We start from the raw sequence: 12,652 nt of genomic DNA, 5'->3' as shown, positions 1-12,652 counted from the left end.
TGACGACGAGAAGGGCCGCATCCCCAGGGGTGCGGCCCATCTTCATGCCTTCGGTCGACGACACCGGTGTGGGTCGCACACGAGGCGGGCGGCCCTTCAGGGGTGACGCCCATCCGACCGCTGGGTCAGCCGCACTGGCGCAGGGTCGCGACGGCGTCGGTGAGGGATGCCGGGCCGCCGATCAGCGTGACCTTGGTGACGCCCCAGCGCTGGAGCGCGTCGAGAGTGGATGCCGGCACGCAGTCTCCGCGCACGACGAGGAGCGGCGCGGAGTGCGTGGCCGCGAGTACCCCGCCGGCCAGGGCGTCGGGGAAGTTGCTGCCCGTCGCCACGTAGACCTCGCTCGACGACTCGAAGTAGCGGGTGTTGATGGCGGTCGAGGCCTCGAATCGGTCGGCTCCGCCCAGTCGGATGACGTGATCCGACCCGAGCACCGACTTCAGCTGGGCCTCGATGGCCGGGGACACCGAATTCGGTCCGCCGGTGATGGTGACGTCGGTGACTCCGAGCGACGAGAGCAGCTGCAGGGTCGGCGCATCGATCGAGGCATTGCCGCCCGGCACCAGGAGCACCGGCGCATCCTGTCCCGCGGCCGCGCTCGTGGCGCTCAGCGCATCGGGGAAGTTGGCGCCGGTGGCGATGAACGCGGTGGTCGCCTCGGTGAACTGGCCGGCGACGATGTTCCGGGATGCCTCGTACCGGTCGGCCCCACCCTGACGGATGACGGTCGGCGCCAGAGTCTGCAGCTCGGTGAACACCGCGGGCGAGACCGAGTTCGGCCCGCCGACCACCACGATCTTCGAGGGTGCCAACGACGTGATCTCGGTCTTCACGCTCGCCGGGAGCGCGCCCGGGCTGGTGAGGAGCAGCGGGCCGCCGGCCGAAGCCGCTGCCGCACCCGCACCGAGCGCATCCGGGTAGTTCAGACCGGTGGCCACGTAGACCACCGGGGCGCCGTTCGGGAAGGCCTCTTTCGCGATCTCGACCGAGTTCGAGAACCGGTCGGGCGCGGAGATGCGCTCCGTGGTGGCGACGGTGAGCGGGTCGTTCAGCAGCAGGTAGCTGATGACCTTCGCTCCGGCCCAGATGCGATAGGAACCAGGAGCGGTGGCCGCGGGCAGCTTCACCTGGCCCGACACCGAACCGCTCGCGTCGGCCTTCAGGGTGGCGAGCTTCACGGCCGGAGCACTGTCGGAGTGCAGCGCGACGACGACGGTCTCCCCCGCGACGAAGCCACCGGCAGCGATCGACACGGTGCCGCCCGCCACCGCGGCGCCCGGCGCCGACAGCGCCAGGTTCGGCTCACCGCTGATGGGCTCACCGCCGTCGGAGGCGAGGAGGTAGCGGTCGATCATTCCCGACACCACCACGTTCAGCTCGTCGGTGCTGGTCCAGCCGGCCGGAAGCGTGAGCTCGGCGGTGACGGCTCCCTCGCCGTCGGCCACGACCTCGACCGGGGTCGCCGACGCGGCGGCGAGATCGCCGCCACCGGTGCCGTAGAACCTCGTCGAGTTCACGATCGAGACAGTCGCCCCCTCGCCGGGGTGGAACCCGAGCGCGTTGACCCGCACCGCCGCGCCGCCCGTGACAGCGCCCTTCGTGTACCAGGTCCAGGCCGTCGAGGCATGGTACGTCGAGGCGGGCTCGGTGGAGCTGACGGTGAGCGGCAGGGAGAACGTGCTGCTCGCACCCCCGCCGTCGGCCGAGCAGGTGACCTCGAGGCGGCCCCGGTCGGCACCGGAGGTTCCTATGGGCAGAGGTGCATCCGCAGCATCACGGAAGACGAATGCGCGCTCCAGCCAGAAACTCTCGCCGAACGCCTGACTGGCGAGCGGGGTCGAGCCCGTGGAGCCGACGAACACGGCCGACGTCACCCGGTCGCAGCCGCTGTCTCCCACGAAGGCAACCCACGCGCGCCCGCCCGGCTCGACTCGAGGCGTGGTGAGATACACGCCGTCGGGCACGGGCGCCGTGGAGGGGTCCGCGTTCGCCGGCGCTGCCGCGACGAATCCGGTGGCGGCCGCGAGCATCGCGGCCAGAATCACCGTCATCGACTTCTTCGCCCGCGTCGTCGCACCGAACATCGTTCCCCCGTCATGCCCCACCGCACGGCGAGTCCCGCTCACCAATATTTCAGACCCGCTCGCTCCCGGGCATCCCCCAGTCAGGGGTCACGAGGCGCTACGCGACGAGTTCTACCGGATCGACGACCGCAGCGGCACCGAGAGCAGCTCGTACTCGAGCTCGGTCTCGAACCGCTGCCGACGCCGGAGGGCCGTCAGCCGGCGGTCGATCCCCGCACCGACCAGGGCAGCGCCCACCACGACACCCGCCATGGGGCCCGACGGCGTGGTGGTGAGCAACCACAGCCCGCCCATCGACGCCACCGCTCCCGCGGACAGGAGCACGGTGCCGGCACGGTGCAGACGCTGGATGCCGAGCAGTCGCTCGGTCGGAGTGGTGATCACTCCTTCAACGCTACGCCCGACCGCCGACGGTGGCTCGCCCCCGGACAAGAAAGGCCCGGGAGAGCCTCATCACGTGCCGTAGAACAACCGCTCGAACACGGTCCGCGCCCGCCTCGTGACGCCGAGGTAGTCCTCCTCGAGCTGCGAGGCCGAGCCTGGCGGATACTCCAGAAGCCGCGCCACGCCCTCGAGCGACCGCCGGTCGGAGGGCAGCACGTCGGAGGTCTTGTTGGTCCACAGCGTCATCGCCGAACGGGCGCGGGAGGCGAAGAGCCAGGCCTCCCGGAGCTTCCGGGCGTCGTCGTGGTTGATCAGCCCCGCCTTCTCCTCGGCCGCCAGCGCCCGGAGCGTCGACGTCGTGCGCAGCGACGGGATCGGCGACGCGTTCTGCAACTGCAGCAGCTGCACGTACCACTCGACGTCGCTCAACGACCCGCGGCCGAGCTTGAGGTGCCGGGCCGGGTCGGCACCCTGCGGCAGCCGCTCCTTCTCCACCCTGGCCTTGATGCGCTTCACCTCGCGCGCCTCGGTCTCCGACAGCGACGCCGGGTAGCGCACCGTGTCGGCGAGGGCGTGGAAGTCCTCGATCAGGTTCCGGTCGCCCGCCACGCCGTTGGCCCTCAGCAGGGCCTGCGCCTCCCAGGTCAGCGACCAGCGTTCGTAATAGGACGTGTACGAGGTGAACGACCGCACGGCCGGGCCGTTCTTGCCCTCCGGCCGCAGGTCGATGTCGAGGTCCAACGGCAGGCGCGCATCCTCGGTGAGCCGAACCAGCTCGTTCACGATGAACTGCGCCACCGACTGCCCCGTCGCCTGATCGACCCGAACCGGGCGGAACACGTACAGCACGTCGGCATCCGAGCCGAAACCGAGCTCGCCGCCGCCGTAGCGCCCCATGCCGATGATCGCGAACTCGATGCCGTCACCCGATGCCGGCGCCGCCGACTGACGGATGACGGCGAGGGTTCCCTCCAGCATCACCGTCGTGATCACGGTGAGCCCCGTGCCGAGCTCCTCGACCGTGCACATGCCGAGGATGGACGAGATGGCCAGGCGCAGCACCTCGCGACGCCGAGCCGTGCGCAGGGCCATCGCCGCGGCATCCGGAGTGTCATGGCGCGCCACGATCGAGCGCATCTCGTCTTCGAGCACCGCCCGCGGGCGAGGTCGGAGCTCCTCGTCGTTCTCGAGCCAGGCGGCCGCCTCGGGGATGCGCTCGAGCAGCTCGCCGACGAACCGCGAGCCCGAGAGCACCTGCGTGAGCCGTGCCGCGGCGCCCGACGAGTCCCGGAGCATGCGGAGGAACCAGTAGGTCTCCCCCAGCGTGTCCGAGAGCCGACGGAACGCGAGCAGCCCGTAGTCGGGGTCGGCCCCGTTGGCGAACCACTGCAGCATCACCGGCAGCAGCGTGCGCTGGATCTGCGCCCGGCGGGACACGCCCGATGTCATCGCCCGGATGTGGCCGAGCGCTCCACCCGGGTTGAGGAAGCCGATCGCCGCCAGCCGCGCCTCGGCCTGGGCGCTGGTGAGCGCCTGCTCGTCGGGCGAGAGCGCCGCCACCGCGGCGAGCAGCGGCCGGTAGAACAGCCGCTCGTGCAGGCTGCGCACCCGCACCTTGATGGCCGTCCACCGGATGACGAGCTCGTCGGCGCTGCCGGCGAGCCCGCTGCCCCTGGCCAGCACGCGCTGCTCCGTCTCCTCGCGCGGCATCAGGTGCGTGCGGCTGAGCTGGCGCAGCTGGAGCCGGTGCTCGAGCAGGCGCAGGATGCGGTAGTCCTGGCCGAACTCCACCGCCTCCACCCGGCCGATGTAGCCGGCGTCGGCGAGGGCCTCGAGGGCGGGCAGCGTACCGCGCTGACGAACCGACTCGTCGGACTGGCCGTGCACGAGCTGCAGCAGCTGCACGGTGAACTCGATGTCACGCAGGCCCCCCGGCCCGAGCTTCAGCTGGTACTCCACGTCGTCGCCTTTGATGTGCTCGGTCACCCGCTCGCGCATCCGCTGAACCGACTCCACGAAGTTCTCGCGCGACGCGCTCGCCCACACCTTCGGCGCCACGAGTCGGGTGTAATCCCCACCCAGCTCGAGGTCGCCGGCGAGCGGACGGGCCTTCAGCAGGGCCTGGAACTCCCAGTTCTTGGCCCAGCGATCGTAGTAGGCGGCGTGCGACTCGAGCGAACGCACCAACGCCCCCGCCTTGCCCTCCGGCCGCAGGTTGGGGTCGACCTCCCAGAGGCCGGGTTCGAGACCGGATTCGCCGATGCCGCGCATGGTCACCATGGCCAGGCGGGTCGCGATCTCGATCGCGCTCGATGTGGCGAGCGACCCCGACCCCTCCGCCACGAAGATCACGTCGACGTCGCTGACGTAGTTGAGCTCCCCGGCTCCTGCCTTGCCCATGCCGATGATGGCCAGGCGGGTGGCCCTCACGTCGTCGGCGGGGAAATGCCAGAGCCCGTTGCCCTTGTTGCTGATCTGCGTGCGCGCCACGGCCAGGGCGGCTTCGAGCGCTCCCGCGGCCAGATCGGCCAGCGCGGCCCCCACGTCGGGCAGGCCGGCCACCGGGTTGCGCTGCTCGAGGTCGTAGGCGGTGACGAGTGCGAGCAGCACCCGGTAACGCACCCGCAGGGCCGTCCAGGCGTCTTCGCCGACGATGGCCGAGAACCCGTCGACGGCTCCCACCGACGCGAGCAGTTCGCGGCGGGCGGTCTCGGCATCCGGGAGCCGGATCTCCGGGGTTCCGAGCGCCGCCAGCTCATGCGAGTGCCGCGTGAAGAACTCCGTGAGCCCCGCCGACGCCCCGAACACCCGGATGACGCGGGTGCGCAGGAGCTCGTCGGCGAAGGAGGTGCGCAGCACGTCGGGCGACCGCTGGCCGAGCCGCAGCACGCCCTCGAGCGCCTGGTCGGGATCGGCCGCCGTCTGGAACGACGGGAGCAGCTCCTCCACCGGCACCCCGGTGCTCTCGGCCAGGGCGCGCAACTCGTCGGCCGCCCAGCTCAGGCGGGCGAAGCCCACCCGCGCGAGATCGGTGAGAGCGGTCTTCGAACGGGGCATGGAGTGCAACTCGGATCGTCAGCGGCGAGAAGTCGGGGCGGCCCGGCCGCTCGGGCCGGGCCCTCGATCAGAGGATCTCGAGGTTCGACTTCAGCTCGTACGGGGTGACCTGGGCGCGGTAGGCCTTCCACTCCTGGCGCTTGTTCAACAGCACGTAGTTGAACACCTGCTCGCCGAGGGTCTCGGCCACGAGCTCGGAGTCCTCCATGAGGCTGATCGCGCGGTCGAGCGAGGCCGGCAGCGCGTCGTACCCCAGCGCACGACGCTCGGCGTCGGTGAGGCTCCACACGTTGTCCTCCGCCTCGGGCGGCAGCTCGTAGTTCTCCTCGATGCCCTTGAGGCCGGCGGCCAGCAGCAGCGAGTACGACAGGTAGGGGTTCGCTGCCGAGTCGATGGCGCGGTACTCGATGCGCGACGACTGGCCCTTGTTGGGCTTGTACAGCGGAACCCGCACGAGCGCCGACCGGTTGTTGTGGCCCCAGCAGACGAAGCTGGGAGCCTCGTCGCCGCCCCAGAGCCGCTTGTAGGAGTTCACGAACTGGTTCGTGACCGCCGTGATCTCGGGAGCATGCCTGAGCAGACCGGCGATGAAGTTGCGGCCGATCTTCGACAGCTGGTACTCGGCACCCTGCTCGTAGAACGCGTTCGAGTCACCCTCGAACAGCGACAGGTGAGTGTGCATGCCCGATCCCGGATGCCCGCTGAGCGGCTTCGGCATGAACGTCGCGTAGACGCCCTGCTCGATCGCCACCTCTTTGATGACGGTGCGGAAGGTCATGATGTTGTCCGCGGTGGTCAGCGCATCCGCGTACCGCAGGTCGATCTCGTTCTGACCGGGGCCGGCCTCGTGGTGGCTGAACTCCACCGAGATGCCGAGGTCTTCGAGCATGCGCACCGAGCGGCGACGGAAATCGTGCGCCGTGCCACCGGGCACGTTGTCGAAGTACCCGGCCGAGTCGACCGGTTCGGGGCCGTCGGGCCCGTACTGCGACGACTTCAGCAGATAGAACTCGATCTCCGGATGCGTGTAGAACGTGAACCCGCGATCGGCCGCCTTCGCGAGGGTGCGCTTCAGGACGTTGCGCGGATCGGCGACCGCGGGCTGACCGTCGGGCGTCGTGATGTCGCAGAACATGCGGGCGGTGGGGTCGATCTCACCCCGCCACGGAAGGATCTGGAAGGTGGTGGGGTCGGGATGCGCGAGCACGTCGGCCTCGAACGACCGGGTCAGGCCCTCGATGGCAGAACCGTCGAAACCGAGCCCCTCGGCGAACGCGCCCTCCACCTCGGCGGGCGCGATGGCGACGGATTTCAGGGTGCCCACGACGTCTGTGAACCAGAGCCGAACGAACTTGATGCCCCGCTCCTCGATCGTACGAAGAACGAAGTCCCGCTGCTTATCCATCTGGCGAACAGACCCTCTCTCCGGCACAGTCCCATGCCCCTATTAGGCTAGTGGCTATGCCGAGACTTCGCTTAGCGCTGGCCCAGACCAACCCCGTTCTGGGAGATCTCGAGGGCAACTCCCGAGAGATCGTGCGGGTGGCGAGAGAGGCGGCGGCGGCCGGTGCCGACCTGGTCGCGTTCGGCGAGATGGCCATCTCCGGCTACCCGATCGAAGACCTCGCGATGCGGCCGAGTTTCCTCGGCGCGGCTCACGAACGCGTGCGGCACCTCGCCAAAGAGCTTGAGGCCGCGGGTCTCGGCGACCTGCCCGTGATCGTCGGCCACCCCGACGGCCCGTTCGAGCCCCGCCTCCTCGGCACGAGCAACGCCCCCACCGCCATCGCGCAGAACGCCGCGAGCGTGCTGCAGGGCGGCCGAGTGGTGGCCCGGTACGCGAAGCACCACCTCCCCAACTACTCCGTGTTCGACGAGTACCGCATCTTCATCCCGGGTGACGAGCTGCTCGTCATCCGCATGAAGGGCGTCGATGTGGCGCTGCTCATCTGCGAAGACCTCTGGCGCGACGGTGGCCCGGTGAGCCGGGTGCTGCACGCGGATGCGGGGCTCCTCGTGGTGATCAACGGCTCGCCCTACGAGCGCGACAAAGACGAGGTTCGGCTGCCGCTGGTCACTCGTCGGGCCACCGAGACCGACACCATCGTGGCCTACGTGAACCTGGTGGGCGGCCAGGACGACCTGGTCTTCGACGGCGACAGCGTGGTGGTCGACCGGGACGGCGCCATCCTGGCCCGCGCCCCGCAGTTCCGCGAGCACCTGCTGGTGGTCGACCTGGAGCCCGAGGCCGCCACGCACGCCCAGCTGCCCGACGACGTGCGTCGAATCGAGCTCTCCCCCGGCACCGATGAGGCCGAGAAGCGGCCCATCCCCGCCGACATCGCCGAGCTGCCCGACGACCGTGAGCAGATCTGGAACGCGCTGGCGCTCTCCTTGAGGGACTACGTGGAGAAGAACCGGTTCCCCTCGGTCATCCTGGGGCTCTCGGGCGGCATCGATTCAGCCGTCTGCGCGGCCATCGCCGCCGACGCCATCGGCGCCGACCGCGTGTTCGGTGTGTCGATGCCCTCGCGTTACTCCTCCGACCACTCCCGCTCAGACGCCGACGACCTCGCCGAACGCATCGGGCTGCACTTCCGCACCGAGGCGATCGCCGACCTGGTCATCCCGTTCGAGACCCAGCTCGGCCTCACGGATGTCGCCGCCGAGAACCTGCAGGCCCGTGCGCGGGGCGTCATCCTGATGGGCCTGTCGAACCAGGAAGGCCACCTGGTGCTCACCACCGGCAACAAGAGCGAGTTGGCGGTGGGGTACTCCACCATCTACGGCGACTCGGTTGGCGGGTTCGGGCCTCTGAAAGACGTGCCGAAGATGCTCGTCTGGGAACTGGCGCGCTGGCGCAACGCCTTCGCCGAGAGTCGCGGCGAGACCCCGCCGATTCCCGAGAACTCCATCTCGAAGCCGCCGTCGGCGGAGCTTCGACCCGATCAGACCGATCAGGACTCGCTGCCCGACTACGACGTGCTCGATGCCATCCTCGAGGCCTACATCAACGGCGGCCTGAGCATCGATGACATCGTGGCGCTGGGCTTCGAGCACGCCACCGTGGCGCGCATCACCCAACTCGTCGACCGCGCCGAGTGGAAGCGCCGGCAGAGCGCCATCGGCCCGAAGATCTCGCGCACGGCGTTCGGTCGCGACCGCCGGCTGCCGATCACGTACCGACCGAGCCTCTAGCCCGTCGCCGGGCTCAGCTCGGCAGCACCGCGACCCAGACGTACCAGACGATCATCGCCAGCCACACGAGGGTGGCGGCGGCGGCGAGCGTCGACGTCGCCCGCCCGCCGAGGCGCCAGACCGGGATGATGGCAAGGAACCCCACGCCGAGCAGAATGCCCAGCCACGGCGTGATCGACGGCACACCCAGCAGGGTGAACGCCGGATTCGTGGCCAGGGCCGAACTCACGGTCACCCACACGGAGGCGAGGAAGGCGACCCCCGTCACCGGCGCGATCCCGCTGGCGATGAGGAGCGCGAGCGGCTCGCGGCGGATGCCCTGCACGAGCACGGCGATGAGCCAGCCCAGCAGCCACAATCCGGCGAACCCGGCGAAGATGAGCGGGATGGTGAGTGGGAACCACTCACGCAGCTCGACCGCCGTCACCACCGAGTCGAACCTCGTGGTGGGATGCACCTCGTCACCCGGGATGGCGGGGTACTCGGCGGCGAGGTCGGTGCAGGTGGTCTCGACGGGCGTGCCGGGGGCAGCCAGCCAGGTCGCGAGCTGATCCATGCCGCACGGATCAGCGGTGACGCCGGCGCGTCCGGCACCCTGCAGCGTCACCACCTGGCTGTTCGGGAACGACACGGTTCCGCTCTGAACCACCGGCAGGGGCACCAGCGAGTCGGTGTCGCTGCCGAAGATCAGCGCGGGCTGGCCGAGCGGGGTCACGGTTCGCGTCTCGGGTGAGGCCGGGGGCAGCCCCGCGGCGGCACAGACCTGATCGGTCGCGGTGAAATAGGTGAGCACCGGCAGTGGTGTCGGCTCGGCGCCCGAACCCTCGGCGGCCGGGGTCGTGGGGTCGGGCGACCAGAAGGGCTGCTCGTCGCGGCACGCCTCGAGCCAGTACTGGCCGAGGCTGGTCTCCGACATCTGCTGCAGCACCGGATCGATGAAGGGGCTGAGTGCGTCGGTGTCGCCGTCGGCGAGCCGCTCCAGCAGGTAGGGCACCGCCGAGGCGGTGGCCGGGTCGTACAGCGCCTGCTGCACGAGGGTCACCACGTCGGAGCCCGTGAGGGAGTAATAGCGCTGTCGGCCCGTGAACGGGTTGGTCAGCAGGCCGTGCACGGGGTCGTCGCTGAACACGGCCGCGGCCTCGGTGAGCTTCGCGTTGAGGTCGGTGTACCGCCCGTCGCTGTGCGAGGCCACGGCGTCGAGCGAGGCGGTGACCGCGGCGTACGCGTCGCCCTTGATGTCGCGGTCGATCGGCGAGAAGCCGTTCAGCACCACAGCGTCGACCCCGGGCTGATCGACGGCCGCGACGGTCTGCATCACCTTGGCCGACCAGGTGTCGCCGAGCAGCGTCCACGTCGGGTAGGCCAGCACGTTGCGCAGGTCGACGACGTCGGCGGCCGTGTCGGCCTTCGTGTACGCCGCGGGGTTGCCTCCGGCATCGGTGAACGCCTTCAGGCACTCCTTGAGCTTCGCGCTCACATCCACCATCTCGCCGGCGGGTGAGGTGTCCTCGGTGAACGTGTCGATGAACGCCGACGACGCCGCCGGGCAGTCCAGGGATGCGCTGGAGTCGACACTGCCGCGCTGGGTCAGCGAGATCACGTCGCGCGTCGAGCCGATCCGCGGATCGGCCGCCAGGGCCTCGGCGAGCTCGGTGGAGCTGCGGCCGGGCCCGCCCGCCATGGTGACCACGGGCGTGCCGGTTGCCGGCTGGGTGGACGCGGGGATGACCACGTACGGCAGATCGATCGTGCGGCTCTGCTCGGCGCCGCGTGTCTCGGGAACCTGGAGGGTGCCGCACACTGCCCGGTCGGGCAGCCCGTCCTCGCAGCTGCGCTCGGCGAGGGTGGCGGCGTTCGCGGGGGTAGCCCCCGCGAGAAGACCGGAGGTGAGGAGAGCGGCGATGATCGCTCCCGCCGCGATCGGCACACTGATTCGACGGCCCACGTCTCCCTCTCGACCAGGTACAAAATCACGCATTCGGGTTACGTGACCCTCAACCTAACGCATGGGTGCCCCGAACTAGACTGATGACATGCCAGAGCAGACGACGCCGTCAGACAGGCCCGTGTCGAAGCGGGTGCGCACCCGTCACTTCCAGAACGCGAAGGACTCGGGCATCCGCATCACCGGTCTCACCAGCTACGACATGCTCTCGGCGCAGATCTTCGACGAGGCGGGCATCGACTTCCTCCTCGTGGGCGACTCGGCCGGCAACAACGTGCTCGGCTACGACACCACCGTCCCGGTGACGGTCGACGAACTCATCCCGTTGGCGCGGGGCGTGGCGGGTGCCGTCACCCGTGCGTTCGTGGTGGCCGACATGCCGTTCGGCTCCTATGAGAACAGCGCCGAAGAGGCCCTGCACACCGCGGTGCGGTTCATGAAGGAGTCCCGGGCGCACGCCGTGAAGCTGGAGGGCGGAGTGCGCAGCGCAGACAAGATCCGCCGCATCGTCGACGCCGGCATCCCCGTGATGGCGCACATCGGCTTCACCCCGCAGAGCGAGCACCAGCTGGGCGGGCACATCATCCAGGGGCGAGGCGAGGGCGAGGCGGCCCTCATCGCCGACGCGCTCGCCGTCGAGGAGGCCGGAGCCTTCGCAGTGGTGCTCGAGATGGTTCCGGCCGAGGCGGCTCGCCACGTGACCGAGCGGCTGCGCATCCCCACCATCGGGGTGGGCGCCGGGCCGCACGTCGACGGCCAGCTCCTCGTGTGGACCGATTTCGCCGGGTTCTCGACCGGGCGCATCCCGAAGTTCGTCAAGCAGTACGCGGATCTCCGCGGCGCGCTGACGGATGCCGTCACCGCGTTCCGCGGCGACGTGGCCGAGGGCAGCTACCCTGGGCCCGAGCACAGCTACGACTAGCGCCCCCACATCTCGACCGACCACACCCCCACGACGGCCGTACACAACCGGCCCCACACCACGGAGGACATCGATGAGCGACGACCCGTCGACGCAGTACTGGTACAACATGAAGACCGGCGAGGTCGAGAAGGGCTACGTCTCGTCGGTGGTCGACCGCGTGGGGCCGTTCGCCACCCACGAAGAGGCCGAGCACGCGCTCGAGACCCTGCGGGCGAACAGCGCCAAGTGGGCCGAAGACGACGCGAACGACAACCGGTGACGGCCAACACTCCCGACACCGTCGCCGTCGGCATCGACATCGGCGGCACGGGCATCAAGGGCGCCATCGTGAACGTCACGACCGGTGAGCTGCTCACGGATCGCAAGAAGCTCGCAACCCCCGAGGGCGGCAAGCCCGACGACATCGCCAAGACCGTCACCGATCTGATGGAGTCTCTCGGCGACATCCCGGCCACCGCGAATGTGGGCATCTGCTTCCCGGCGGTCGTGCGGCACGGGGTGACCATGTCGGCGGCGAACGTGTCGAAGAAGTGGATCGGCTTCGAGGCCGAGAAGCTCTTCGAATCGACCCTCGGGCGCGACATCACGTTCGTGAACGACGCGGATGCGGCCGGTTTCGCCGAGGTGCGCTACGGCGCAGCCAAGGGCAAGTCGGGACTGATCATCCTCACCACCCTCGGCACGGGCATCGGCACGGCGCTCATCTACAACGGCGTGCTCACCCCCAATGCCGAGCTCGGTCACCTCGAGATCGGCGGCGTCGACTACGAGACGAAGGCCGCCTACTCCGCCAAGGAGCGCGAAGACCTCAGCTGGAAGAAGTGGGCCGAGCGCCTGCAGGTGTACTACGACCGCCTCGAGGCGCTCTTCTCACCCGACCTGTTCATCGTGGGCGGCGGTGTGTCGAAGCATCACGAGGAGTTCCTGCCCCTGCTCTCGCTCGACACCCCCATCGTGCCGGCGACCCTGCGGAACAACGCGGGCATCCTGGGTGCGGCGTGCCTGTCGACGATGAAGACGACCTTCCTCGAGTAGCGGGTGAACTAGACTTCCTCAGGT

General features: G+C 69.7%; 9 protein-coding genes. 4 read left to right on the top strand and 5 right to left on the bottom strand.

Features of this window, described 5'->3' with window-relative positions:
* Positions 1-125: 125 nt before the first annotated feature.
* The 4 genes from ACEXOR_RS09655 to ACEXOR_RS09640 form a co-directional block, all read right to left on the bottom strand.
* Positions 126-2,051 (bottom strand): cell wall-binding repeat-containing protein, encoded by a 1,926-nt coding sequence (locus tag ACEXOR_RS09655; protein WP_374849391.1) that lies wholly within the window; start codon positions 2,049-2,051, stop codon positions 126-128.
* Positions 2,052-2,195: 144 nt separating this feature from the next.
* Complete coding sequence (locus ACEXOR_RS09650; RefSeq protein ID WP_374849390.1) at positions 2,196-2,468, bottom strand: hypothetical protein; 273 nt, start codon at positions 2,466-2,468, stop codon at positions 2,196-2,198.
* Between the two features lie 69 nt (positions 2,469-2,537).
* Positions 2,538-5,525, bottom strand: a complete 2,988-nt coding sequence (locus tag ACEXOR_RS09645) for a bifunctional [glutamine synthetase] adenylyltransferase/[glutamine synthetase]-adenylyl-L-tyrosine phosphorylase (protein ID WP_374849388.1) — start codon at positions 5,523-5,525, stop codon at positions 2,538-2,540.
* Positions 5,526-5,592: 67 nt separating this feature from the next.
* Positions 5,593-6,930 carry a glutamine synthetase family protein gene (locus ACEXOR_RS09640; RefSeq protein ID WP_374849386.1) on the bottom strand — a complete coding sequence of 446 codons (1,338 nt, stop codon included), beginning with the start codon at positions 6,928-6,930 and terminating at the stop codon, positions 5,593-5,595.
* Between the two features lie 56 nt (positions 6,931-6,986).
* On the opposite strand from ACEXOR_RS09640, the gene ACEXOR_RS09635 reads away from it, so the two are divergent.
* Positions 6,987-8,723: an NAD+ synthase gene (locus ACEXOR_RS09635; RefSeq protein ID WP_374849385.1), complete on the top strand. Its 1,737-nt coding sequence runs from the start codon at positions 6,987-6,989 to the stop codon at positions 8,721-8,723.
* A 13-nt stretch (positions 8,724-8,736) separates the two neighbouring features.
* On the opposite strand, the gene ACEXOR_RS09630 is transcribed toward ACEXOR_RS09635, so the two are convergent.
* Positions 8,737-10,668: an alpha/beta hydrolase gene (locus tag ACEXOR_RS09630; protein ID WP_374849384.1), complete on the bottom strand. Its 1,932-nt coding sequence runs from the start codon at positions 10,666-10,668 to the stop codon at positions 8,737-8,739.
* Positions 10,669-10,756: 88 nt separating this feature from the next.
* Between ACEXOR_RS09630 and panB the strand changes: the two genes are divergently transcribed.
* The 3 genes from panB to ppgK all read left to right on the top strand — a co-directional run bounded on the left by panB (position 10,757) and on the right by ppgK (position 12,628).
* Entirely contained in the window at positions 10,757-11,590 is an 834-nt protein-coding gene (gene panB / locus ACEXOR_RS09625; RefSeq protein ID WP_374849383.1) for a 3-methyl-2-oxobutanoate hydroxymethyltransferase, read from the top strand.
* A 73-nt stretch (positions 11,591-11,663) separates the two neighbouring features.
* Positions 11,664-11,852, top strand: coding sequence for an SPOR domain-containing protein (locus tag ACEXOR_RS09620; RefSeq protein WP_374849381.1), 189 nt, complete (start codon positions 11,664-11,666; stop codon positions 11,850-11,852).
* Positions 11,849-12,628 carry a polyphosphate--glucose phosphotransferase gene (gene ppgK / locus ACEXOR_RS09615; protein WP_374849380.1) on the top strand — a complete coding sequence of 260 codons (780 nt, stop codon included), beginning with the start codon at positions 11,849-11,851 and terminating at the stop codon, positions 12,626-12,628. The genes ACEXOR_RS09620 and ppgK overlap by 4 nt, the downstream gene beginning before the upstream one ends.
* The last annotated feature ends 24 nt before the right edge of the window (positions 12,629-12,652 follow it).

The organism is Herbiconiux liangxiaofengii (genome assembly GCF_041927335.1).
GTDB classification, from domain to species: Bacteria; Actinomycetota; Actinomycetes; order Actinomycetales; family Microbacteriaceae; genus Herbiconiux; species Herbiconiux liangxiaofengii.
Note: the sequence above shows the minus strand (reverse complement) of the source record. Positions and strands in the feature narration are given on the sequence as shown.